Source organism: Dactylosporangium sp. CA-139066 (genome assembly GCF_050936175.1).
Taxonomy (GTDB): Bacteria; Actinomycetota; Actinomycetes; order Mycobacteriales; family Micromonosporaceae; genus Dactylosporangium.
Window position 1 is genome coordinate 5,160,599 of the sequence record NZ_JBNJNH010000001.1, and the last position, 21,431, is coordinate 5,182,029.

Here is a 21,431-nt window from a genome sequence, read left to right on the forward strand (position 1 = left end):
GTTATCGGTCCGCCCGGATCTCGCGTGCGGCGACGAGGGCGAGCCAGAGCCAGCCGACCCCGACGGTCAGCCGCTGCAGCAGGCCGGCCACGCCGACGAGGTGCGGGTGCTGCGAGAAGCCGAGATTGGTGAGCACGAACAGCGCGACGAACGCGACCCCGCTGGCGCCGCTGAGCACCGCCGACCATGGCGCGCGGCGGCGGGCGTAGGCGTAGGCGAGCACGAACATCGCCGCGGCGAAGGACACGAAGCCGGGCAGCGAGAACGCCAGGTCGTGCAGCTGGCCGTGCCACGTCGGCGGGTCCGCGACGGCCGGCGTGCCCTTCGGGTAGCCGCTCACCGGGTCGGTGACGAACGCCCCGGCGCCGAGCAGCCCGGCGCCCCAGATGCCGAGCAGCAGGGGCGCGGCGGCGCAGCCCGGCCCGGGGCGCAGCGCGCGCCGCAGGCCGGCGGCGAAGGCGAGGCAGAGCACCCCGGCGACGAGGAAGTTCACGACCTGGACCCATCCGCCTGCTCCGAGCTCGAGCGAGCTGACCGGGTGCCGCATCGGGTCGTAGCCGGCGCGGAACGCCTGCTCCACCAGGAACACGGCGACGAACAGCGGGCCGGCGACGAGGCCGGCGCGGAGCAGGCGGTTGGGACGGTGCGGCGGCCGCGCCGGCGTGGCGGCGGCGACGAGAGTCTGAATCCCCGACATGCTGTCAACCGTAGTTGACAGCCGTCCGGTCGTCAACCAAGGTTGACACCCCGCCGGCTCGGCGGACAATTGGGGCATGGAGACGATGACCGCGTGGCGGGTCGAGCGGCCCGGGCCCATTGCGACGCATCCCCTGCGCGAGGCGGCGCTGCCGGTGCCGGAGGCGGGCGACGGCGAGGTGCTCATCCGGGTGCGGGCCTGCGGCGTGTGCCGGACCGACCTGCACCTCGCCGAGGGGGACCTCCCGCCGCACCGGGCCGGGACCGTGCCGGGGCACCAGGTCGTCGGCGTCGTCGAGGCGGTCGGGGCGGGGGTCGGCGAGCCCGCCGTCGGCGATCGCGTGGGCGTGGCCTGGCTGCGGTGGACCTGCGGCGTGTGCCGCTACTGCCGGCGCGGGGACGAGAACCTGTGCCCCGACTCGCGGTACACCGGATGGGACGCCGACGGCGGCTACGCCCAGTGGTGCGTGGCCCCCGCCGGCTACGTCTACCGGTTGCCGGAGGACTACGGCGACGAGGAGGTCGCGCCGCTGCTGTGCGCCGGGATCATCGGCTACCGGGCGCTGCGCCGCGCCGAGCTGCCCGAGGGCGGGCGGCTCGGGATCTACGGGTTCGGCGCCTCGGCGCACCTGGCCGCGCAGGTCGCGATCGCGCAGGGCGCGGCCGTCCACGTGGTGACCCGCTCGGCAGCGGCGCGGGAGCTGGCGCTGGCACTCGGGGCGGCGTCCGCGTCGGCCGGCGCGCCGCCGGAGCCGCTCGACGCGGCCATCCTCTTCGCGCCCGTGGGCACGCTCGTGCCGCCGGCGCTGGCCGCGCTCGACCGGGGCGGGACGCTGGCGATCGCCGGGATCCATCTGACCGACATCCCGTCGCTGCGCTACGACGAGCATCTCTTCGAAGAGCGGACGCTGCGCAGCGTCACCGCCAACACCCGCGACGACGGGCGGGAGTTCCTCGCCCTCGCCGCGCGGCATCGGCTGCGGGTGTCCACCACCGCCTATCCGCTCGCCGAGGCCGGCCGGGCCCTGGCCGACCTCGAGGCGGACCGCTTCTCGGGCGCGGCGGTGCTCACTATTTGACGACGGCGACCGGGCACGCGGCGTGATGGATGGCGGCCTGGCTCACCGATCCCAGCAGCAGGCCCGCGAAGCCGCCGCGGCCGCGGGATCCGACGACTAGCAGCTCGGAGCCCGCGGAGCGGTCGGCCAGCGCCTCGGCCGGGCGGGCGCGCACGCCGTGGTAGCGCACGTCGACGTCGGGGTACTTCTCGGCCCACCGGCTCGTCGTCTCCACCAGGCCCCGCTGCTCGTCGTCGCGGTCGTACGCGTGCAGCGCCGTGAGCCCGGCGCCGCGGAACGCCGCCTCCTCGAACCCGAACTCCAGCGCCCGCTCGGACTCGTGGGAGCCGTCGATGCCGACGACGACGCGGCCCGCCTCGAGGCCGGCCGGGCGCGTGGAGCGGCGCACGATGACGGCCGGGCACGCGGCGTGCGCGGCGAGCGCCACCCCGACCGAGCCGAGCATCAGGCCGGAGAACCCGCCGCGGCCGCGGTTGCCGACCACGACGATCGAGGCCGGCTCGGCCGCGGCGATCAGCGCCGCCGCCGGCTGCTGCACCGGCATGTCGGTCTCGATCGCCAGCCCCGGCGCCACGGCCTGCGCCCGCTCGGTCGCGTCGCGCAGGATCTCGGCCGCCGCCTCCTGCAGCCCGGTCTCGTACGGCGCCGGCACGGGCACGGCGACCGGCGCGTACATCATCGGCCACACGTAGGCGTGCACGATGCGCAGCGCCCGCCGGCGATGAGCCGCGTCGCGCGCGGCCCACTCCAGCGCGAACCGCCCCTCGTCCGACCCGTCGACGCCGACGACCACTGGCATTTCGGTACCCATTGCAGACCTCCTCGCCGGCTCGGTCGTTCCCCCTCCACCAGCGTTGCGCGGTCTGCGATCAACGGTTCACGAGCCAGCCGTCCTCGAGGGCCTCCTCAAGATCCGGCAGTCGTACCTCCCGGAGCTGGACCAGCACCGCGGCGTACCCGTCGAAGTGCGGAATCGTGAAGAAGCCCGGCCGGCCGGCGGCGAGCACGGCCTCCTTCTCGGCCAGGTCGCCGACCCGGATCGCGAGGATGGGGCCGTCGGGCACGGGGGCGTCGCCGAAGCGCTTCAGGTCGGCCTTGCTGAAGGGACGCTCCCACGCGTACGCCTTCCCGCCCACCGACCACGTGCGGTTCCCGCGGCTCTCGCCCTCGACCGTCTCCGGCAGCCGGCGCGCGAGCTCGGCGGCCTCGTCCAGCGTCACCATGAACCGAACCGTACGCGCGTCGGCCTGGCGAAGCGACGGCGGCGGGGCGACGCCGGACGGCGCCGGCTTCGCTACACCGGGGGCCGGCCGATCGAACGGCGCAGCTCGCGCTTGAGGACCTTGTGGCTCGGGCCCAGCGGCAGCGACTCGGCGAAGCGGACCTCGCGCGGGTACTTGTGCCGGCCCAGCCGCTCCTTCGACCACTCGATGAGCGCGTCGGCCGTGAGGTTCGCGTCCGGGTCGGCGACGACGACGGCGCAGATCTCCTCGCCGTGCACCGGGTGCGGCACGCCGATGACGGCGACCTGCACGACGCCGGGGTGGCGGGCGAGGGCCTCCTCGACCTCGCGCGGGTACACGTTGAAGCCGCCCCGGATCACGATGTCCTTCTTGCGGTCGACGATCGTGACGAAGCCGTCCTCGTCCTTCGTGCCGAGGTCGCCGGAGCGGAACCAGCCGTCGACGATGCCCTGGGCGGTGTCGTCGGGGCGGTTGAGGTACCCCGCGAAGACGTTGTGGCCGCGGATGACGATCTCGCCGAGCTCGCCGGCGGGGAGCAGCTCGATGCGCTCCTCGATCTCCGGCCGCGCGATCTCGACCTCGACGCCCCACACCGGGTGCCCGACGGTGCCGGCGCGCGTGCCGAAGTGGGGCTGGTTCGTGGTGGCCGTCGGCGACGTCTCCGACAGGCCGTACCCCTCGAAAATGTTCGTGGCGAACGCGGCGTTGAACCGCTCCAGGACCGCGACCGGCAGCGCGGCGCCGCCGGAGATGCACAGCCGCAGGCGGGGCAGGTCGGCGCGGCCCTCGGCGGCGGCCAGCAGCGCGACGTACATCGTCGGCACGCCATGGAACACCGTCACGTGCTCGCGGGTCATGAGGTCGAGGGCGGCCTCGCCGGTGAAGCGGGCCAGCATCACCAGGGTGGCGCCGAGGCGGAAGGCGCCGTTCATGCCGACCGTCTGCCCGAACGTGTGGAACAGCGGCAGGCAGCCGAGCACGACGTCCTCGGTGCGCGCGTCGTTGGCGTCGAACACGTTCACCATCGAGTTCATCACCAGGTTGAGGTGGGTGAGGACCGCGCCCTTGGGCTCGCCCGTCGTGCCGCTGGTGTAGAGGATGACGGCCGGGTCCTCCGGCGCGCGGGAGGCGTAGGAACGCAGCGGCTCGGCACCGAGCAGGTCGGCGGGGGCGACGACCGGGATGCCGGCCGCCTCGGCCGCCGCCGCGCCCATCGCGGCCTGGCTCGGGTGGCAGACCAGCAGGCGCGCGCCGCTGTCCTTCAGGGTGTACGCCGCCTCGTCCGCGGTCAGCAGCAGGTGCACGGGTACGACGACGGCGCCCTGGGCGAGGGCGCCGTAGTACGCGCGCGGGAAGTCCACGACGTTGGGGATCTGCAGCGCGACCCGGTCGCCCGGCCGGACGCCGAGCTCGCGCAGGGCGGCGGCGACGGTGAGCGCCTCGTGCCAGAGCCGGCGGTACGTCACGCGCTGCGGGCCGTCGACGACGGCGATCTTCTCGGGGTACTTCCGGGCCGACTCGGCGAGGACCGCGGCGAGTGACAGGGTCGCGCTCATGGCGTCCAAACTAACGCCGGAAGTTTTTCGACGCCAGCTTCTATTTGCACTGCGACTGCACTAACCTTCGCCCCCACGGAGCGGTTCCCCCTCGCCGGCCCGGGGTAGTGGGGCCGCCATGGACATCGCCGTGCTCGGTATGGGGAACATGGGCCGGGCGATCGCCCGGCGGCTGCTCGCCGGCGGCCACCGCGTGACGGTGTGGAACCGCACCGAGGGCCGGGCCACCGAGCTGGTGTACGCCGGTGCGCGGGAGGAGCGGACCGTCGCCGACGCCGTGCGGGGCGCCGAGGCCGCCGTCACGATGCTGGCGAACGACGAGGCGGTGCGCTCCGTCGCCCTGGACCAGCTGCGCCCGGCCATCGGGCCCGACACGGTGTACGTCAACTGCTCCACGGTCTCGCCGGCCCTCAGCGAGGAACTCGCCGCCGCGTTCCCGGCCCGGTTCCTCGCCCTGCCCGTCGTCGGCAGCCCGGCCGCGGTCGACGGCGGCACGACCACGCTGCTCGCCGGCGGGGGCCGCGACGTCCTCGACCGGGTCCACCCGATGGTCGAGTCGCTGTCGGGGTCCGTGCGCCTGTACGACACGCCGGCCCTGGCCCTGGCGGCGAAGCTGGCGACCAACATGCTGCTGCTGTCCGAGGTGGCCGCCCTGGCCGAGGCGTTCGCCGTCGGCCGCGGCGGCGGGCTGCGCGACGACCAGCTGCGCGAGCTGCTCGGCGTCAGCCCGCTCGTCGGGCCCGGCCTGCAGAACCGCTTCGAGGACCTGCTCACCGGCGCCCACGACGGCTGGTGGTCGACGACCCTCGGCGCGAAGGACGCCGGCCTGGCCATCGACGTCGCCCGCGCCACCGGCTCCGATCTGCCGGTGGCGCGGACCGTCCGCGCCCTCTACCAGCAGGCCGCCGGGGCCGGCCTCGAGGACGCGGACATCGCCGCGGTGGCCTCGCTGTACCGGTCCTAGGTCGCTAGAACGGCCAGGCCTCGTCGCGGCCGGCCTCGATCAGCGGCAGCATCCGGAACGTGGCGTCGGTCAGGCCGCCGAACTCGGCCCGGTTCGGGGTCCGCTGCGGCACCGTGGTCACCCGGTAGCCGCCGAGGTTGAAGCCGTAGAGCGGGACGTGCGCCGGCACCGCCGAGGTGGTGCCGTCGTCCATCGTCTGCATGTCGGAGACGAGGACGACCCGGTCGTGGCGGTCGTACGTCGCGCGCAGCGAGGCGGCGATCGCGGTGCCGTGCCCGTCCTCGCCGCAGCGGCGCACGAACGTGTCGACCTCGCGGATCACCGACGCGCCCGCCGCCACCCGGTGGCGGAACGGCCTGGTCCCGTCGGCGAACCCGACCAGGTCCACCCGCTCGCCCTTGGCCGCCAGCGCCACGCCGAAGACCGCCGCGGCCTTCAGCGGCGTCACGGTGGAGCGCTTCGAGATCGGCCGGTGCGTCATCGACGCGGACGTGTCGACCAGGACCAGCGTCCGGCCCGGCAGTGACGGGAGGTTGGCCAGCGACGCCTGCAGCGCCCGGTCCAGCGCGTGCCCCCACCGCAGCGACGGCGCCTGCTCGTACGCCGAGAGCCACCGGAACGGGAACATCCGCGACCGCGCCACCTGCGCCGGGTCGCCGAAGCGCGCCGTGACGGTCGCCGCGGCCTCGTCCGACACCCCGGCCTCGTCGAAGTTGCGCAGGTTGCGGGCCAGCGCCATCAGGCCCATCGCCGGGATGAGCGCCTCCCACAGCCGGGCCTTCGGCAGCGCCGAGCCGGCCATGGACAGCACGTCCTCCCAGGTCATGCCGGCCGCCTTCAGCGCCTGCGGGTCCAGCAGCGCCTCCGGCTCGCCGGCGGCCAGCGCACGCAGCTCGGCGTTGGCGCGGACCATCGCCAGTCGCTGCGACGCCGCCTCGGCGCGCCCGTGCCGCCGCTCGATCGCGTGGCGAAACAGGTCGTCCTTCCACGCCCCGCCGCGCCGGCCCGCCGGGTGGGTGAGCTCGATGACGTCGGCGAAGCGCACGCCGTGGGCGCCGGTGTCGTACTTGAGCAGCGGATACTCCGCGTAGAGGCGCATCGCCGCGTCGGCCACGCCGCGCTTGACCGGCATCGGCAGGTTGCGGCCGTGCCGGCCCATCCAGTACGCCAGCAGCTCGCCCGGCTCGTCGGCCCGGTCCATCGACGCGGCGATCAGCGCCCGGTTGCCGCCGGCGATCCCGGCGGCCAGCCGCGCGTGCACGCCCTCGGCGGCGGCGACCAGCGGCGCGGAGCGCATGTTGGCCTCGGTGCGCAGCCAGCGCACGAACCGGGTCAGCCACTCGACGTCCTCGACGGCGACGCGGTGCACGAGATCCGCGAACCGCGCGTCGCGCTCGCCGGCCTTCTCGTAGAACGTGTCCTCGCCGACCATGTTGGCCACGGCGAGCATGAACAGCTCGCCCTTGACGCCGCGCTCGTATCCCGCGCCCCCCTCGTGGGTCCGCGCGGCGGCGCGCTTCAGGACGTTGAACTTGGCCATGGCGAGGCCCTCCCGCGGTGATTGGAAGGCTCCCCGGGAACAGTTGGCCGGCGGGGGTTTTCTCTGGAAGTGAAGTACCCGACGGCCTCGCAGCGGGGAGCCGCCATTGACGTTAGGCGGCCCGATCCCGCGCGGGCAAAGGGTTTTCCTCAGCCGGCGATGAGCACCTCCGCAGGGCGCCGGGGGCGAGCAGCGCCGCGAGGATCCTGCGCTTGAGCATCGAAAACCTCCTACCGTGAGGAACCCTTCACCGCACGGTAACGCTACATCCACAGACGTCGACAGATATCGCCTCGTGCATATCACTGCGCCCGGCCATGCAACCCTCGCGTGAGGTCCGTCCGTTGTACGGGGGAAGAAAGGAGCTCCGCATGCGCCAGGACGACGCGGATGACTTCCGTGCGTACGTGAGCGTGCGGATGGACCGTTGGCGGCGCACCGCCTACCTGCTGTGCCAGGACTGGCACGCGGCCGACGACATCGTGTCGATCATGGTCGGCAAGCTCTACCAGCACTGGGGACGCGCCTCCGCCGTCGACAACCGCGACGGCTACGCGCAGCGGATGCTCACGCGGGTCTGGCTCGACGAGCGCCGGCGGCCGTGGGTGCGCGAGCAGGCCCAGGAGCGGTTGCCCGACCAGCATTGGGAGCAGTACGACGGCCTCACCGAGCGCGACCGCCTCGGGCGGCTGCTCGCCTCGCTCGGCAAGCGGCAGCGGGCCGTCGTCGTGCTGCGCTTCTACCTCGACTACTCGGTCGAGGAGACCGCCGAGGTCCTCGGGATCTCGGCGGGCACGGTCAAGAGCCAGTCGGCGCGCGCGCTCGAAGCGGTGCGCAGCCTCGCCGAGGCGATGGGGGAGACCCGATGACCCGCGAGCTGTTCGACGAGCTCATCGGCCCGCCGCCGCTGAGCACCGTCGACGTCGAGCGCATCATGGCCGCGCAGGACCGGTCGCGCCGGCGCCGGCGCTGGCTCGTGACCTGCGGGGCGGCGATCGGCGTCGCCGCGGTCCTGGCGGCCGGGGCGCTGCGGCCGGGGCTGCCCGCCGGGCCGGCGTCGCAGCACGCGTCGCCGGTGGTGCTGACGCAGTACCGCGACTTCACGGCCTGGCTGGACCGCGAGGTGCCGGCGGCGGTGCCGGCGCTGCGCTGGAGGGGGGAGGGGAGCCGCGCCTACTCGGCGCACGACGGTGAGGACCCGGCCGGCTTCTCCTACCGGCGGCCGTTCGAGGCCGGCGGCTGGAGCGGCGAGGTGGAGGTGTACATCGTGACGCCGGGCTCGAGCGACGCGGGGGCGCAGGCGATGTGCGACGACTTCGGCAGCCGGGATGGGTGCCTGGTGCCCCCGTCCGGCGTGCCCGGCGTCGAGTGCGTCGTCGTCGGCGGCCTCGAGATCGTCTGCGCCCGCGACGGCCTCGTCGTCCGGCCCGAGCTGCGGATCACCGGCCGCGACCTGAAGACGCCGCTGCCCTTCGGCATCGGGGTGCTCGTGCCGGTGGTCGCGCGGCTCGCGACCGTGCTGCCGCCCGCGCCCCGATGAGGTCACGCCGGGCCGGCGGGCGGGCCCGGTGGGGCTCCCGGCCCGCTGAGGCGCGGCGCGGCCGCGGCGGTGCGGCCGGTCAGTAGCAGCAGGAGCGCGGCGATCGGGCCGCGGGCCTCCGCGCCGGTGCCCGCGGACCAGTCGGCGTCGGTGGCGACCAGGCGCACCCCGCGCAGCCGCCGCCGCGCCCAGAACGGCCAGCCCATGGACCACACCCGGTCCGCGGCCGCGGTCGCCACCGCCGCCGGCACGGGCCAGGGGCGATGCAGCGGTACGGCAACGTCGAGCCCGTGCACGACGGTGTCGAACAGGATGTTGCGGTAGTTCGTCACCGCCGGGAGCCGCCGGGAGTGCGCGTGGGTGCGCAACTCGTCGACGAGCCGCGCCGCGGGCCGGCCCTCGGCGTGGCGGACCGCGGCGTCGTGGTTGAGCCGGTGGAAGCTCCCGCGGGCCCGCACGGCATCGGCCAGCAGCGCGCCGACCCCCGCCACCTGCGGCGCCATCGCCACGTGCGCGGCCACGTCGCGCACCCGCCACCCCTGGCACAGCGAGGCCCGTTCCCACTCCTCGTCGCGCAGCCCTTCGAGCAGATCGGCGAGCGCGAGCCGCTGTGCGGCGATCGCGCGCCAGCTTTCCTCCGCGTCCATGGCCCGTCCTAAACTCGTAAGGTTCTCTGACGAGATTAGTCAGAGGCTCTGACGATAGTCAAGGAGGCCGGCATGAACCTGGGGCTGCTGCTGTACATCCCCTACCGCGCCATGGAGTCCCGCGTCTTCGCCGGCCTCGCCGCGGCGGGCTTCGATGACATCACCCCGGCGCAGGCCCGGGTGTTCCAGCGCATCGCCGACGGTGGCAGCCGGCTGACCGACCTCGCCGAGGCGGCCCAGATCACCAAGCAGTCGGCCGGGTTCCTCGTGGACCAGCTCGAGCGCGCCGGCTACGTCGAGCGCGCCCCCGACCCGACCGACGCCCGCGCCCGTCTGGTCAGGGTCGCCCCGCGCGGCGCCGCGGCGATCCCGGTCGCCGCGGAGATCGTCGCCGAGGTCGAGCGCGAGTGGGCCGCCCACCTGGGCGAGCGCCGCACCTCGCAGCTGCGCCAGGCCCTCACGGCGCTGCGCGAGATCACCGACCCGTACCGCGACGACGCCGGAACATTGCGTGACACACCGATTCCGGCCGACCGGGCATGAACCCGCGGCGGGCCGGTCAGCGGTGGAAGAACGTCGAGTCGTTGCCGGTGCTCGCGATGCCGTAGTTCGTGCCGATGGCGATCGAGCGGTTGCCGGAGGCCTCGATGCGGATCGACGGCGCCGGGAGCAGGGCGGCGATCTCGCCGGCCAGGACCGGGTCGGCCGTCAGGGCCTTGCGGATCTGCAGGCGCAGCGCGTCGGGGCCCTCGGGCTCGCCCGCCGCGACGTCGACGACCGCGCCCTCGAGCGCCGGGCGGGACTGGCCGCGGCGCAGCAGCATGTGCAGCAGGCGGTGGCCCAGCGTCACCGTCGCGTCGGCGGCGCGCTCCGCGGCCTCGTCGCGGACCTTGTCCAGGGTGCTCGCGCCGTAGGAGGCTACCGCCGCCGCCACGTACGGCATGACCGCCGCGGCCGTCTTCGTCACGTCGATGTCCACCATCCAGGCGTACACCATGATGAACCGGAACCGGAACCGCCGACCCGGCACAACCGCGAGCGGCGGGGCACACTGGGGGAGTGCTGGAGCGGCTGGTCGAGGTGTGGGAGCGCCTGCGCAGGATCGACCTGACGCGCCGGCAGCGGCGTGGGCTGGCGTTTGTGCTGCTCGTGCTGTTCGGGTCCGTGTGGGGGGTGGGCTCGGCGCCGCCGGGGAAGCCGCCACCGCCCGCGGAGGCGCCCTCGCTCGAGGCCGTGGCGGCGATCCTGGCCGGGCGGCCGGCCGGGTTCCCGGTCGGGGGGATCGACATCTCCAGCCACGACCACGGGCGCAACACGGTGCACTGGCCGACCGAGGTCGCCGCCGGCAGCCGGTTCGTCTACGTCAAGGCGACCGAGGGCACGTCGTACGTCAACCCGCACTTCGCCGCCGACTACGAAGCGGCGCGCAAGGCCGGGCGGTACGTCGGGGCGTACGTGTACGCGCGGCCCGACAAGGGCGACCCGCTCGGGCAGGCCGACCACTTCCTGCGCCACGCCCGGTTCACCCGCGACGCGCGGACGCTGGTGCCGTTCGTCGACCTCGAGTGGCCCTACGACGGGATCAAAGCCGGCGACTGCTACGGGCTCACCCCGGCGCAGCTGCGCGACTGGATTCACGCGTTCATCGGGCGGATCGAGGCCGCCGTCGGGCGCAAGCCGATGATCTACACGAACACGTACTGGTGGGATCCGTGCACCGGCGGTGACGCCTCCTTCGGGTCATATCCGCTCGACATCGCGAACTACACGAAGAAGAACCCGAAGCTGCCGGCCGGGTGGAGCACGTTCGCGCTGTGGCAGTACCTGCCGGGGGACTCCGGCCAGCGGCACAGCCACGACCGCGACGTCGTCAACGGCGGCGAGGACGGGCTGCGGGCGCTGGCCTGGCCGCCGCCGCCCGGCGGATAGCCGGCCGGCCCCTATCGGACGGCAACGGCGTCGAGCGCGGCCTCCACGACGATCGTCTCCATGTCGCGCGCGCAGCGCTCGATGGCGGCGGGCGGGTAGCGGTGCGTGTCGCCCCACAGGGCGTACCCGACGGCGTCCGGCACATCCTCGATGTGCACGTAGAACGTGCCGTCGTAGGTGGGCTCCTTCACGCCCCACCGGACCGTCGAGCGCGGGCGGGCGGCGACGATCTCGGCGGGCGAGGGGGCGGGGCCGGCGCTCTCGTCGCGGGTGTCGCGGCGGCGGTCGTTGAGGTAGCAGCTCAGGTCGACGTCGTCGGCGAGGTCGCGGCCGACGCGGGCGACGAGCTCCTGGTGCGCGGCGGTGTCGTAGTAGCCGTGCTTGTACGCCCCGATGGCCGCGCTCCACGCCCGCGCGACGACCTCGTCGAAGGTCCCGTCGGTGACGTCGATGACGCAGAAGCCGAACTGCCGCAGGCTGCCGACCGCCTCGGCGAAGCCCGGGCGGAAGCGGTTGCTGACCACGACCTGCACGGCGGCCGCGTCGGCGTCGGTGAGCCGGGCCAGGGCCACGGCGTAGGCGGCGAGCAGGATCGGGCCGGAGGCCACGCCGGTGCGGGCGGCGATCGCGCGCACGGCCAGGGCCATCGCCGGCGAGACGCAGACGACCTCCCAGAAGCGCGGCTGCGCCGGGTCGGCGGGGGCCGGGCGGGGCGCGGCCGGGCGCTCCGGGAGCCGCCGAAGCTGGCGTTCCCAGTACCGCAGCGACTTCTCGCTCTGCCGCACCGCCGCCGGCTCCCGCTGCTGCCGCGCCAGCTCCAGCGGCTGCACGCCCTCGACCGGGTGCGCCGGGCGGCCCATGTGCACGAGATCGCGCACGACGGCGTCGATGCCGAAACCGTCGACGACGACGTGGTAGTACATGACGACCGCGTGCGTCATCACCCCGCCCGCGCGGACCGCCGCCATGCGCACCGGCCACTCGCCGAACGGGTCGAAGAACGTGGTCTGGTACCGCACCCGGACCTCCTCGGCGACCGCGTCCGGGTCGGCCCCCGGCGGGACGTCGACGACCTCGAGCCGTGTCTCGCCGTGCGCGTGGACGACCTGCAGCGGCGGGCCGCCCTCGACCGCTCGCAGCCGCGTGCGCAGCGCCTGGTGGCGCTCCATGATGAAGCGCAGCAGCGCCGCGGTCCGCTCGACCGTCTCGCCACCGGCGGCCCGCACCGTGCCGCCGATGTTCATGGTGCGGCCGGTGCGGCGCATCAGGTCCCACACGTCGCGCTGGCCCCAGGTCAGCGCCTCAACGCCGGAGCCTTCGCCCCGGAACGTGACGATGATGTAACTCGTCTCGGCTTCCACCGCGCGATGCTCGGACCGCGCATCCGCCGCTGTCAATCATGTGTCCCGGGCATGCCGGTTGACGTGCGCCCGGGCCGTGAAAGATTCCCGTCCGTCACCGGCAGGCGCCCGCGGCGGCCGCCAGGATCTGGTCGGTCACCGCGTCCGGGTGACTGATCAGGGTCAGGTGCGACCCGCCGGGCACCGTGCGGATCGTCGCGTTCGCGCGGTGCGCCATCGCCTCCTGCGACGCCGGGGTGATGATCTTGTCCGCGCCGCCGATGACGTACCACGACGGGATGTGCTGCCACGCGGCCGCCTTCGACGGCGTGGTGAACGCCGCCATCGCCGCCGAGCGCTGGCTCGCCCACAGCACGTCGGCCTGGCCGGGGGCGAGGTCGGGGCCGAACGAGTGGGTGAACACCGGCTCCTTCAGGTACAGGTCGGTGCCCACCTTGTCGTACAGCGTGGCCGGGTCGCCGCCGAGCGCCGAGCCGGCGCCGCTCAGGCCGCCGGTCGTCTCGCCGACGGCGGGCGCGGCGGCGTCGACGTACACGAGCGCCTTCACGCCGGCGTTGCCGGCCGCCGCGTTGGTGATGACGGAGCCGCCGTACGAGTGCCCGACGAGCACCACCGGGCCGTGCACGGTCTTGAGGAAGGCCGACACGCTGGCCGCGTCGGCCGTGAGCCCGCGCAGCGGGTTGGCGACCGCGCGCGCCGTGTAGCCCTTGCCCTGCAGGCGCGACACCTCCCCGCTCCAGCTCGACGTGCCCGCCCACGCGCCGTGCACCAGCACGACCGTCGGCTTCCCGGTGCACCCGCCCGGCCCGTAGGCCGCCGGCGCGGCGCCGGTGAGCGAGGTTCCCAGCAGCCCGAGGACGATCGCCGAGGCTGCGCCACCAATCGTCTTCATCGGGCGCAGGTACCCGCCCCGGCGCCTTCCATCCCCGGCGAGTGACCGGGCCTCCCTCCCGCGCCGCCTAGCGTTCGAGTCGATCGTGGAGGCCGCCGGCGGTTGTCTAGGGGGCACTGTGCATCTGACTCCCCGGGAGCTGGACAAGCTCCTCATCCTCTCGCTCGCTCAGGTGGCGACCGCCCGGCGCGAGCGGGGCCTGAAGCTCAACCACCCCGAGGCGGTCGCGGTCATCGCCGCCGCCGCGCTCGAGGGCGCCCGCGAGGGCAAGAACGTCGAGGAGGTGATGGCGGCCGCCCGCACCGCGCTCACCCGCGACGACGTCATGGACGGCGTCGCCGACATGCTGCCGTTCATCCAGGTCGAGGCCGTCTTCACCGACGGCAGCCGGCTGGTGACCGTGCACGGCCCGATCCAGTGAAGGCGGTTGCTTGATGACTCCCGAAACCAGGCCCGGTCCCGCCGCCCACGGCGAGCCGGTGCCGAAGGCGGTACGCCCGATCGGCGGCTATGTGCTGCGCGACGAGCCGGTCGAACTCAACGCCGGCCGCGCGACCGTCAGCATCGAGGTGACCAACACCGGCGACCGGCCCATCCAGGTCGGCTCCCACTTCCACTTCTTCGAGGTCAACCGGTTCCTGGAGTTCGAGCGGCGGTCCGCGTTCGGGATGCGGCTGAACATCCCGGCCTCGACCGCCGTCCGGTTCGAGCCCGGCGACAAGCGCACCGTCGAGCTGGTCGCCTTCGGCGGACGGCAGCAGGTGTACGGCTTCAACGCGCTCGTCGACGGATGGGTGGGCGCGGGACCGCGTCCCGGATACCAGCCCCGGCGCGTCGAGGCCGAACGGCGCGCGGTCCACCGCGGCTTCCACGGGGCCTCCGATGCGGATCTCTAGGCACCAGTACGCCGACCTGTTCGGCCCCACCACCGGCGACCAGATCCACCTCGCCGACACCAACCTGTACATCGAGATCGAGCGCGACCTGCGCGTCCTCGGCGACGAGGCGGTCTACGGCGGCGGTAAGTCCCTGCGCGACGGCATGGGCAGCGACAACCAGCTCACCTCCGCCGGCGGCGTGCTGGACCTCGTCATCACCAACGTGACCGTGCTCGACGCCGTCGCCGGCGTGGTCAAGGCCGACGTCGGCGTCAAGGACGGCCGCATCGTCGGCCTGGGCAAGGCCGGCAACCCGGCCACCATGGACGGCGTCAGCCCCGACCTGGTCGTCGGCACCGCCACGGACGCCATCTCCGGCGAGCACCTCATCCTCACCGCGGCCGGCATCGACTCGCACGTGCACTACATCTCGCCGCAGCAGGCGTACGCCGCCCTGAGCAACGGCGTCACCACGTTCTTCGGCGGCGGCGCCGGGCCCACCGACGGTACCAACGGCACGACCATCACCTCCGGCGTGTGGAACCTCGAGATGATGCTGCGGGCCGTGGAGGAGCTGCCGGTCAACTACGGCTTCCTCGCCAAGGGCAACTGCTCCGGCCGCGCCCCGCTCGACGAGCAGCTGCGCGCCGGCGCCGCCGGCTTCAAGGTCCACGAGGACTGGGGCTCCACGCCGGCCGCGATCCGCGCCGCCCTCGCCGCCGCCGACGAGTTCGACGTGCAGGTGAGCATCCACACCGACACGCTGAACGAGTCCGGGTTCGTCGAGGACACCATCGCGGCGTTCGAGGGCCGGACCATCCACACGTTCCACACCGAGGGCGCCGGCGGCGGCCACGCGCCCGACGTCATGAAGGTCGCCGGCGAGCTCAACGTGCTGCCCAGCTCGACCAACCCGACGCTGCCGTACGGCATCAACTCCCAGGCCGAGCTCTACGACATGATCATGGTCTGCCACAACCTCAGCCCGAAGATCCCCTCCGACGTCTCGTTCGCCGAAAGCCGGGTGCGGGCCGAGACCATCGCCGCCGAGAACGTCCTGCACGACCTCGGCGTCATCTCGATGATCACCAGCGACTCGCAGGCGATGGGCCGGGTCGGCGAGACGTGGCTGCGGACCATGCAGACGGCCAGCGCCATGAAGGCCGCCCGCGGCCCGCTGCCCGAGGACGCCGGCGGGCACGACAACGCGCGGGTGCTGCGCTACGTCGCCAAGGTCACCATCAACCCGGCCATCACGCAGGGCGTGTCGCACCTGCTCGGCTCGATCGAGCCCGGCAAGGTCGCCGACCTCGTGCTGTGGGAGCCCGCGTTCTTCGGCGCCAAGCCCAAGATGGTCATCAAGGGCGGCGCGATCAGCTGGTCGATCATGGGCGACCCGGGCGCGTCGCTGCCGACGCCGCAGCCGGTGCTGTACCGCCCGATGTTCGGCGCGTTCGGCGCCGCCCGCACCGAGACCTGCCTGACCTTCGTCTCGCGGGCCGGCTACGAGTCGGGCCTCGCCGACCGGCTGGAGCTGCGCCGGCCGGTCGAGCCGGTGTACGGCACCCGCACCCTCACCAAGCGTGACCTCGTGCGCAACGACGCCACCCCGGCCATCGACATCGACCCGGAGACGTTCGCGGTCCGCGTCGACGGCGAACCCGCGACCGTGCCGCCGGCCGAGTCGGTCGCCCTGGGCCGCGTGTACTTCTTCAGCTGACGGGAGCGCCCCGCGTGTTGATCGAAACCGTTCGCGGCAACGTCGCCGACGAGCCCTGGAGCCGCGCCGCCTCCGTCGACGTGCTGCGGCTCGACCAGTGGGAGGCGCAGAAGAACCGGCTCCGCAAGAGCACCGAGGCCGGCGTACCGGTGGAACTGTCCCTGGATCGTGGCACCCGGCTGGCCGACGGCGACGTGCTGTGGTCGGACGCCGGCGGCGCCAAGCTCATCGTGGCGCGCCTCGACCTGGGCGAGGTGATGATCGTCGACCTGCCTGAGATCGACCCGGCGGATCCCGGCGCGGCGCTGCGCTGCGCGGTCGAGCTCGGCCACGCGCTGGGCAACCAGCACTGGCCGGCGGTGATCCAGGGCGACCGGGTCCTCGTGCCGGTCACCCTCGACCGGCGGGTGATGGACTCGGTGATGCGCACGCACGCGTTCACCGGACTCAGCCACCGCTTCGCCGCCGCCGAGGAGGTCATCCCGTACCTCGCCCCGCACGAGACCCGCCGCCTGTTCGGGGGCGCGGCCGTGACCCACGAGCACCCGGTGCCGCTGTGAGCGACGTCGCGCAGCTCGTCCGGGCGGTCCACCTCGGCGACTCGGCGCTGCCGGTCGGGGCGTTCGCGTTCTCCAACGCCCTCGAGGCGGCCGTCGAGGAGGGCGCCGTCGCCGACCCGGAGTCCCTCGCCGCGTTCGTCGCCGCGGTCACCGGCGAGGCGGCCAGCGCCGACGGGGTGGCGCTGCTGGCCGCCCACCGCGCCGCCGCGGCCGGCGACGAGGACGGCGCCCGGCGGGCCGACGCGGCCCTGCTCGCGCGCAAGACCGACGAGGAGCTGCGCACCCAGTGCGTGCGGATGGGCCACAAGCTGGCCGAGGTCGCCACGTCCATCACGGACTCGCCGGCGGTGGCCCGCTGGCGTTCGGCCGTCGACGCGGGGCAGACCCCCGGCACCTACCCGGCCGGCCTGGGCGTCGTCTGCGCGGCGCTCGGGGTGGGCGAGGAGGCGGCGTTCGCGGTACACCAGCACGGCCTCGCCGTCATGATCACCGGCGCGGCGCTGCGCCTGATGCGGATCGACCACCGCCAGACCCAGCGCATCCTCGGCGCGCTCGCCGACGGCGTCGCGGCCGACTACGCATCCGCCGCCGACACGGACCTGTCGGACATGTCGGCATTCACTCCGCAGCTCGGCGTCCTGTCGGCCGCGCACACCCGCGCCCACGTACGCCTCTTCATGTCCTAGCGAGGAGCCTGTGGTGAAGAAGATCAGCCGGATCGGCGTCGGCGGGCCGGTCGGCAGCGGCAAGACCGCGGTCATCGAGGCGGTCGTGCCCCGCCTGGCCGCCCTCGGCCTGCACGTGCTCGTCGTCACCAACGACGTGGTCACCACCGAGGACGCCCAGCACGTGCGCCGGGCGCTGCGCGGTGTGCTGCACGAGGAGCGCATCATCGGCGTGGAGACCGGCGCCTGCCCGCACACGGCGGTGCGCGAGGACCCGTCGATGAACCTCGCCGCCGTCGAGGACATGGAGGCCCGCTTCCCGGACACCGACGTCGTGCTCATCGAGAGCGGCGGCGACAACCTGACCCTGACGTTCAGCCCCGCGCTGGTGGACTTCTTCGTGTACGTCATCGACGTCGCCGCCGGCGACAAGATCCCGCGCAAGAACGGCCCCGGCATCGCCCGCTCCGACATCCTGGTCATCAACAAGGTCGACCTGGCCCCGTACGTCGACGCCGACCTCGGCGTCATGGCCTCCGACGCCGAGGCCCAGCGCGCCGGCCGCCCGGTCGTGTTCACCAACTGCAAGACCGGCCACGGCATCGACGAGCTCGTCACCCGGATCACCGACGGCGCCCTGTTCGACCTGGTCGCCCGCGCGTGACGGCGGTGCTGCACGGTTACGACGACGAGCCGGCGCAACGGCCCGCCGGCAGCGTCGGCAAGCACGGCGTCCTGCGGCTGCGCCTGGCCCGCCGCGGCGGGCGCACGGAGCTCGTCGAGCTGTACCGCCAGGCCCCGCTCGTCGTGCAGCAGGCCCTCCACTACGACGAGGCCGCCCCCGGCTGCGCCTGCATCGTCGTGGTCGACACGGCCGGCGGCGTCGTCCAGGGCGACCGCTACGAGATCGACGCCCGCCTGGACGAGCACGCCCACGCCTACGTCACCACCCAGTCGGCGACCCGCGTGCAGCAGATGGACGCCAACCACGCCACCCAGGCGAACCGCTTCGTCCTGGCCGACGGCGCCTATCTGGAGTACCTGCCGGAGCCGATCATCCCGTACCGCACCAGCCGCTTCGCCACCCACACCGACGTCGTGCTGCCGTCCTCGGCCACCGCCCTGGTCACGGAGATCGTGCTCCCCGGCCGCCGCTACCACCACCCCGGCGAGCGCTTCGGCTACGAGCTGCTGTCGCTGTCCTCGCGCGTCGCCCGCCCCGACGGCACGGAGGTGTTCGCCGAGCGGTACCGCATCGAACCCGCCCGCCGCGACCCGTCCGCCCCCGCCCGCCTCGGCGGCTACCCGGTCTTCGCCACGGCGCTGGTGCTGACGCCCCCGCCGGTGGCCGAGCGGGTGCTGGCCGGGCTCCCGCAGGGCACGGACCCGTCGGGCTGGTCGGCGGGCGCGACCCGCCTGCCCAACGAGGCCGGCCTGGCGTACAAGGTGCTCTCCCACGAGACCGCACCGGCCCGCGCCCTGATCCGCGCCTGCTGGGACGCCACCCGCCGCGCCGTGATCGACCGCCCGGCCCCGCCCCCCTTCGCCTGGCGGTAGCCGTGCGCACGCTGACGTCGTTCGGCGACGCCCTGCTGCGCGGCGCCGGCCAGGTGTTCCTGCAGAACAGCCCGCTGACCGGCCTGCTGTTCCTGATCGCCATCGCCTGGGCGGCCGTCGCCGCCCACGATCCGACCGTCGTGGCCGGCGGCGTCCTGGGCCTCGTCATCGGTACCGCCACCGCCGTCGCCCTGCGCGCCCCGATCCACGACGGCCTCTACGGCTTCAACGCCCTCCTGACCGGCCTGGCGCTGCCGACGTTCCTGGGCCACGGCTCCCACCTGTGGATCTACCTGATCTTCGGCTCCGCGGCCACGACGGTGACCGCCCTGGCCCTGGGCAAGGTCCTGAAGGAGTGGGACGTACCCCCGCTGACCTCCCCGTTCGTGGTCACCTCGATGCTGCTGCTCATGGCCGCGTACCAGTTCCACCGAATCGGCCCCATCGCCCTCGGCCCCGCAACGCTGCCCCACCCGATCACCGCCGCCCGCGCCGCCTTCGACTTCACACCGTGGTCCACCACCCGCGCCGTCCTGCGCGGCGTGGCCCAGGTGATGCTGCTGGACAACTGGATCAGCGGCCTGCTGATCGTGCTCGGCCTGGCGGTGTCCTCGCTGTGGGCGGCCGCGTTCGCCCTGGCCGGCTCGGTGGTGGCCACGCTGGCCGCCATCTGGCTCGGCGCCGACGCAACGTCGATCGACGAGGGCCTGTTCGGCTTCAGCGCCGTCCTGACCGCCATCGCCATCGGCGTGACGTTCTACGCCACCAGGCTCCGCACGGCGGTCTACGCACTGCTGGCCGCGGCGTTCGCGGTGGTCGTCCAGGCCGCGCTCGACACGGTCCTGCTCCCGGCCGGCGTCCCCACGCTGACGGCCCCGTTCGTCCTGACCACGTGGCTGGTGCTCATCCCGAAGCGCGAGCCGCATCCGCAGGTCACCCACACCCACCTGGACGACCGCCTCATGGGCGACGCCCCGCCCCGATCAACGCCGCCGTAGCCATCGCCAGCCGCCCGTCCCCGTCGAGATGTCTTGCGACCGCCCGCTCGTACTCGGCGCGGATCCGCGCGCGGACGTCGTCCGGCTGCCCCTGCATGAGCATCCCGAGCGCCCCGAGCCCGCCGGCCGGCCCGGCCCACCAGTCCTCCGGATCGACCCGGTGCTCCCACCGCAGCTCCACGCACTCGACATCCTCGAGCCCGGCGCTGTTCAGCAGTGCCGCGACCCCTTCCCCCGTGCGCGCGAAGTTCCGGTCCTGCTCCACCATCGGCATCGCGACCTTGGCCTCGCCCCCCGCCGCGGCGAACACGTCGTCCCACAGTCGCTGCAACGCCGGCCGCGGCTGCGGCCAGACCGACACCGCGACCCGCCCACCGCCCGCGACGACCCGCCGCATCTCCCGCACCGCCGCCCGCGGATCCCCGACATGATTGACCACGAAGTTGCTTACGGCCACGTCGAACTCCCCGTCCCCGAACGGCAGCTCCGGCAGCACCCCGAGCCGCACGTCGGCGCCCGGCACCTTCCGCCGCGCCGCCTCGACCATGCTCGGCTCGGCGTCCACCCCCACGACGAGCGCCCCCCGCCGCCGCGCCCCCGCCGCAACGTTGCCGGTCCCGGTCCCCACGTCGAGCACCCGCATGCCCGCCCCGACCCCAGCGGCGTCCAGCAGCTTCTCGATCGGATAGCCACAAAGCCCGGCGAAGCTCCGCTCGTAGTCCGCGGCCCGCCCCGCCCAGTGCTCCCGCTCATGCCGATCGAACGCCGTCACCATGGTCACGTCCGCGAGTATCCTCGATGCCACAATCGTCGTCATGCCCGAGGAACACGCCCGCGTGCTGGCCAGGAGCGGCAACATCGCGGTGACGCAGCTTTCGGGCCGGGCTTTCCCCGGCCTGCACGTCCAGGGCGACACCTTCGCCGCCACGTACCACGCCCTCCTCCTGGCCACGGCCCACCTCCGCACCGCCGGCACGACCGTCGAGGACCTCGACTACACGTTGGCCGAAATCCGCTCCATGCTCGACTTCTACGAGGAGACGCTGGCCGCGAACGGCATCAGCCTCCCGTACGCCCGCCCCGCGCCCTGACCTCTTCGCCGGCCGCCGTCCCACGCCATCACCGCGCGGCAGGCGATCGCCATCCGGTGGGTCCCCGACCGTCGCGGGCCGACCGCGACGGGCTGGCGTGACGGGCCGAACCGCGATGGGTCTACCGTGACGGGAGGCGTGACCGACCGGGTGTGACCAGGCGACCGCGCCGGGCCCACCGCGATCGGTCGGGCGTGACGGGCCGACCGCGACGCGGCCGACCGCGACGGGCCGGGGTGACGGGCCGCGTGTGAAGGGCCGACCGTGACGGGCTGGGGTTACCGCCCGCCCGCGACGGCCGAGCGCGTCACCACGCTGTCACCGGCGCCTGGAACCTCGCACCATCCTCGCGGCGGCGGCCGCGACAGGCCGAACGTTCCCGGCCGCCCGCGGCGGCCGCGGCGGCCGCGGCGACGGCGACGACCGCGGCGGGCCGAGCGTTGCTGGCCGCCCGCGGCGCCCGCGACGGCTGCGGCGCCCGCGACGGCTGCGGCGGGCCGAGCGTTGCTGGCCG

25 protein-coding genes are annotated in these 21,431 nt (G+C 74.1%); 15 read left to right on the forward strand and 10 right to left on the reverse strand.

The features are described from left to right. Position 1: 1 nt before the first annotated feature. Positions 2 to 697, reverse strand: a complete 696-nt coding sequence (locus tag ACQEVU_RS23665) for a DUF998 domain-containing protein (protein WP_433327011.1) — start codon at positions 695 to 697, stop codon at positions 2 to 4. Positions 698 to 773: 76 nt separating this feature from the next. Between ACQEVU_RS23665 and ACQEVU_RS23670 the strand changes: the two genes are divergently transcribed. Further along, positions 774 to 1,775: a zinc-binding alcohol dehydrogenase family protein gene (locus ACQEVU_RS23670; protein ID WP_433327013.1), complete on the forward strand. Its 1,002-nt coding sequence runs from the start codon at positions 774 to 776 to the stop codon at positions 1,773 to 1,775. Here the strand turns inward: ACQEVU_RS23670 and ACQEVU_RS23675 are convergent. From ACQEVU_RS23675 to ACQEVU_RS23685, 3 genes are all read right to left on the reverse strand, one after another. Further along, on the reverse strand, positions 1,768 to 2,586 hold the full coding sequence (locus tag ACQEVU_RS23675) for a universal stress protein (RefSeq protein WP_433327015.1): 819 nt from the start codon (positions 2,584 to 2,586) through the stop codon (positions 1,768 to 1,770). The two genes, ACQEVU_RS23670 and ACQEVU_RS23675, sit on opposite strands and share 8 nt — an antisense overlap. A gap of 58 nt (positions 2,587 to 2,644) precedes the next feature. Beyond that, positions 2,645 to 2,998 (reverse strand): MmcQ/YjbR family DNA-binding protein, encoded by a 354-nt coding sequence (locus ACQEVU_RS23680; protein ID WP_433327017.1) that lies wholly within the window; start codon positions 2,996 to 2,998, stop codon positions 2,645 to 2,647. Between the two features lie 71 nt (positions 2,999 to 3,069). Then, positions 3,070 to 4,575, reverse strand: coding sequence for a long-chain-fatty-acid--CoA ligase (locus tag ACQEVU_RS23685; protein ID WP_433327019.1), 1,506 nt, complete (start codon positions 4,573 to 4,575; stop codon positions 3,070 to 3,072). A gap of 118 nt (positions 4,576 to 4,693) precedes the next feature. Between ACQEVU_RS23685 and ACQEVU_RS23690 the strand changes: the two genes are divergently transcribed. Next, a complete protein-coding gene (locus ACQEVU_RS23690) occupies positions 4,694 to 5,539 on the forward strand; it encodes an NAD(P)-dependent oxidoreductase (RefSeq protein ID WP_433327021.1) in 846 nt (281 codons plus the stop codon). 4 nt (positions 5,540 to 5,543) lie between these two features. Here the strand turns inward: ACQEVU_RS23690 and ACQEVU_RS23695 are convergent, their stop codons facing one another. Beyond that, positions 5,544 to 7,079 (reverse strand): TROVE domain-containing protein, encoded by a 1,536-nt coding sequence (locus ACQEVU_RS23695; protein WP_433327023.1) that lies wholly within the window; start codon positions 7,077 to 7,079, stop codon positions 5,544 to 5,546. 371 nt (positions 7,080 to 7,450) lie between these two features. On the opposite strand from ACQEVU_RS23695, the gene ACQEVU_RS23700 reads away from it, so the two are divergent. Both ACQEVU_RS23700 and ACQEVU_RS23705 read left to right on the forward strand, forming a co-directional pair. Beyond that, entirely contained in the window at positions 7,451 to 7,948 is a 498-nt protein-coding gene (locus ACQEVU_RS23700; protein ID WP_433327025.1) for a SigE family RNA polymerase sigma factor, read from the forward strand. Then, positions 7,945 to 8,619 (forward strand): hypothetical protein, encoded by a 675-nt coding sequence (locus ACQEVU_RS23705; RefSeq protein ID WP_433327027.1) that lies wholly within the window; start codon positions 7,945 to 7,947, stop codon positions 8,617 to 8,619. Before ACQEVU_RS23700 ends, ACQEVU_RS23705 begins: the two co-directional genes overlap by 4 nt. Before the next feature lie 2 nt (positions 8,620 to 8,621). Here the strand turns inward: ACQEVU_RS23705 and ACQEVU_RS23710 are convergent, their stop codons facing one another. After that, positions 8,622 to 9,266, reverse strand: a complete 645-nt coding sequence (locus ACQEVU_RS23710) for a maleylpyruvate isomerase family mycothiol-dependent enzyme (RefSeq protein ID WP_433327029.1) — start codon at positions 9,264 to 9,266, stop codon at positions 8,622 to 8,624. Between the two features lie 72 nt (positions 9,267 to 9,338). Between ACQEVU_RS23710 and ACQEVU_RS23715 the strand changes: the two genes are divergently transcribed. Beyond that, complete coding sequence (locus tag ACQEVU_RS23715; protein WP_433327031.1) at positions 9,339 to 9,809, forward strand: MarR family winged helix-turn-helix transcriptional regulator; 471 nt, start codon at positions 9,339 to 9,341, stop codon at positions 9,807 to 9,809. A 16-nt stretch (positions 9,810 to 9,825) separates the two neighbouring features. On the opposite strand, the gene ACQEVU_RS23720 is transcribed toward ACQEVU_RS23715, so the two are convergent. After that, positions 9,826 to 10,296 (reverse strand): hypothetical protein, encoded by a 471-nt coding sequence (locus ACQEVU_RS23720; protein WP_433327033.1) that lies wholly within the window; start codon positions 10,294 to 10,296, stop codon positions 9,826 to 9,828. Positions 10,297 to 10,325: 29 nt separating this feature from the next. On the opposite strand from ACQEVU_RS23720, the gene ACQEVU_RS23725 reads away from it, so the two are divergent. Further along, on the forward strand, positions 10,326 to 11,195 hold the full coding sequence (locus ACQEVU_RS23725; protein WP_433327035.1) for a GH25 family lysozyme: 870 nt from the start codon (positions 10,326 to 10,328) through the stop codon (positions 11,193 to 11,195). 11 nt (positions 11,196 to 11,206) lie between these two features. Here ACQEVU_RS23725 and ACQEVU_RS23730 read toward each other — a convergent pair whose 3' ends face one another. Continuing rightward, positions 11,207 to 12,556 (reverse strand): condensation domain-containing protein, encoded by a 1,350-nt coding sequence (locus ACQEVU_RS23730; RefSeq protein WP_433327037.1) that lies wholly within the window; start codon positions 12,554 to 12,556, stop codon positions 11,207 to 11,209. 94 nt (positions 12,557 to 12,650) lie between these two features. After that, the gene (locus ACQEVU_RS23735; protein WP_433327039.1) at positions 12,651 to 13,448 is read right to left on the reverse strand and encodes an alpha/beta hydrolase; all 798 of its coding nucleotides are present in this window, start codon (positions 13,446 to 13,448) and stop codon (positions 12,651 to 12,653) included. A 118-nt stretch (positions 13,449 to 13,566) separates the two neighbouring features. On the opposite strand from ACQEVU_RS23735, the gene ACQEVU_RS23740 reads away from it, so the two are divergent. From ACQEVU_RS23740 to ACQEVU_RS23775, 8 genes are read left to right on the forward strand one after another with little or no spacing between them, the layout of a single operon-like run. Continuing rightward, positions 13,567 to 13,869 carry an urease subunit gamma gene (locus tag ACQEVU_RS23740; RefSeq protein ID WP_433327041.1) on the forward strand — a complete coding sequence of 101 codons (303 nt, stop codon included), beginning with the start codon at positions 13,567 to 13,569 and terminating at the stop codon, positions 13,867 to 13,869. A gap of 13 nt (positions 13,870 to 13,882) precedes the next feature. Further along, positions 13,883 to 14,344, forward strand: a complete 462-nt coding sequence (gene ureB / locus ACQEVU_RS23745) for an urease subunit beta (protein WP_433327043.1) — start codon at positions 13,883 to 13,885, stop codon at positions 14,342 to 14,344. After that, the gene (locus ACQEVU_RS23750; protein ID WP_433327045.1) at positions 14,331 to 16,046 is read left to right on the forward strand and encodes an urease subunit alpha; all 1,716 of its coding nucleotides are present in this window, start codon (positions 14,331 to 14,333) and stop codon (positions 16,044 to 16,046) included. Before ureB ends, ACQEVU_RS23750 begins: the two co-directional genes overlap by 14 nt. A gap of 14 nt (positions 16,047 to 16,060) precedes the next feature. Next, the gene (gene ureE, locus ACQEVU_RS23755; RefSeq protein WP_433327047.1) at positions 16,061 to 16,606 is read left to right on the forward strand and encodes an urease accessory protein UreE; all 546 of its coding nucleotides are present in this window, start codon (positions 16,061 to 16,063) and stop codon (positions 16,604 to 16,606) included. Beyond that, positions 16,603 to 17,292: an urease accessory protein UreF gene (locus tag ACQEVU_RS23760; RefSeq protein ID WP_433327049.1), complete on the forward strand. Its 690-nt coding sequence runs from the start codon at positions 16,603 to 16,605 to the stop codon at positions 17,290 to 17,292. Before ureE ends, ACQEVU_RS23760 begins: the two co-directional genes overlap by 4 nt. A gap of 13 nt (positions 17,293 to 17,305) precedes the next feature. Then, positions 17,306 to 17,935: an urease accessory protein UreG gene (ureG, locus tag ACQEVU_RS23765; RefSeq protein ID WP_433327051.1), complete on the forward strand. Its 630-nt coding sequence runs from the start codon at positions 17,306 to 17,308 to the stop codon at positions 17,933 to 17,935. Then, on the forward strand, positions 17,932 to 18,828 hold the full coding sequence (locus ACQEVU_RS23770; RefSeq protein ID WP_433327053.1) for an urease accessory protein UreD: 897 nt from the start codon (positions 17,932 to 17,934) through the stop codon (positions 18,826 to 18,828). Before ureG ends, ACQEVU_RS23770 begins: the two co-directional genes overlap by 4 nt. A 2-nt stretch (positions 18,829 to 18,830) precedes the next feature. Continuing rightward, the gene (locus ACQEVU_RS23775; RefSeq protein WP_433327055.1) at positions 18,831 to 19,826 is read left to right on the forward strand and encodes an urea transporter; all 996 of its coding nucleotides are present in this window, start codon (positions 18,831 to 18,833) and stop codon (positions 19,824 to 19,826) included. Here the strand turns inward: ACQEVU_RS23775 and ACQEVU_RS23780 are convergent. After that, a complete protein-coding gene (locus ACQEVU_RS23780) occupies positions 19,789 to 20,601 on the reverse strand; it encodes a class I SAM-dependent methyltransferase (protein ID WP_433335036.1) in 813 nt (270 codons plus the stop codon). The genes ACQEVU_RS23775 and ACQEVU_RS23780 overlap by 38 nt on opposite strands. Positions 20,602 to 20,641: 40 nt before the next feature. On the opposite strand from ACQEVU_RS23780, the gene ACQEVU_RS23785 reads away from it, so the two are divergent. Further along, positions 20,642 to 20,917 carry a DUF6959 family protein gene (locus ACQEVU_RS23785; protein ID WP_433327057.1) on the forward strand — a complete coding sequence of 92 codons (276 nt, stop codon included), beginning with the start codon at positions 20,642 to 20,644 and terminating at the stop codon, positions 20,915 to 20,917. Positions 20,918 to 21,431: the final 514 nt, after the last annotated feature.

Coding starts and splice junctions, on each gene's coding strand:
- ACQEVU_RS23715 (WP_433327031.1), top strand. CDS start 9,339: ATGAACCTGGGGCTGCTGCTGTACATCCCCTACCGCGCCATGGAGTCC.
- ACQEVU_RS23670 (WP_433327013.1), top strand. CDS start 774: ATGGAGACGATGACCGCGTGGCGGGTCGAGCGGCCCGGGCCCATTGCG.
- ACQEVU_RS23675 (WP_433327015.1), bottom strand. CDS start 2,586: ATGGGTACCGAAATGCCAGTGGTCGTCGGCGTCGACGGGTCGGACGAG.
- ACQEVU_RS23705 (WP_433327027.1), top strand. CDS start 7,945: ATGACCCGCGAGCTGTTCGACGAGCTCATCGGCCCGCCGCCGCTGAGC.
- ACQEVU_RS23700 (WP_433327025.1), top strand. CDS start 7,451: ATGCGCCAGGACGACGCGGATGACTTCCGTGCGTACGTGAGCGTGCGG.
- ACQEVU_RS23785 (WP_433327057.1), top strand. CDS start 20,642: ATGCCCGAGGAACACGCCCGCGTGCTGGCCAGGAGCGGCAACATCGCG.
- ACQEVU_RS23710 (WP_433327029.1), bottom strand. CDS start 9,266: ATGGACGCGGAGGAAAGCTGGCGCGCGATCGCCGCACAGCGGCTCGCG.
- ACQEVU_RS23690 (WP_433327021.1), top strand. CDS start 4,694: ATGGACATCGCCGTGCTCGGTATGGGGAACATGGGCCGGGCGATCGCC.
- ACQEVU_RS23750 (WP_433327045.1), top strand. CDS start 14,331: ATGCGGATCTCTAGGCACCAGTACGCCGACCTGTTCGGCCCCACCACC.
- ureB (WP_433327043.1), top strand. CDS start 13,883: ATGACTCCCGAAACCAGGCCCGGTCCCGCCGCCCACGGCGAGCCGGTG.
- ACQEVU_RS23685 (WP_433327019.1), bottom strand. CDS start 4,575: ATGAGCGCGACCCTGTCACTCGCCGCGGTCCTCGCCGAGTCGGCCCGG.
- ACQEVU_RS23680 (WP_433327017.1), bottom strand. CDS start 2,998: ATGGTGACGCTGGACGAGGCCGCCGAGCTCGCGCGCCGGCTGCCGGAG.
- ACQEVU_RS23665 (WP_433327011.1), bottom strand. CDS start 697: ATGTCGGGGATTCAGACTCTCGTCGCCGCCGCCACGCCGGCGCGGCCG.
- ACQEVU_RS23735 (WP_433327039.1), bottom strand. CDS start 13,448: ATGAAGACGATTGGTGGCGCAGCCTCGGCGATCGTCCTCGGGCTGCTG.
- ACQEVU_RS23695 (WP_433327023.1), bottom strand. CDS start 7,079: ATGGCCAAGTTCAACGTCCTGAAGCGCGCCGCCGCGCGGACCCACGAG.
- ACQEVU_RS23780 (WP_433335036.1), bottom strand. CDS start 20,601: ATGGTGACGGCGTTCGATCGGCATGAGCGGGAGCACTGGGCGGGGCGG.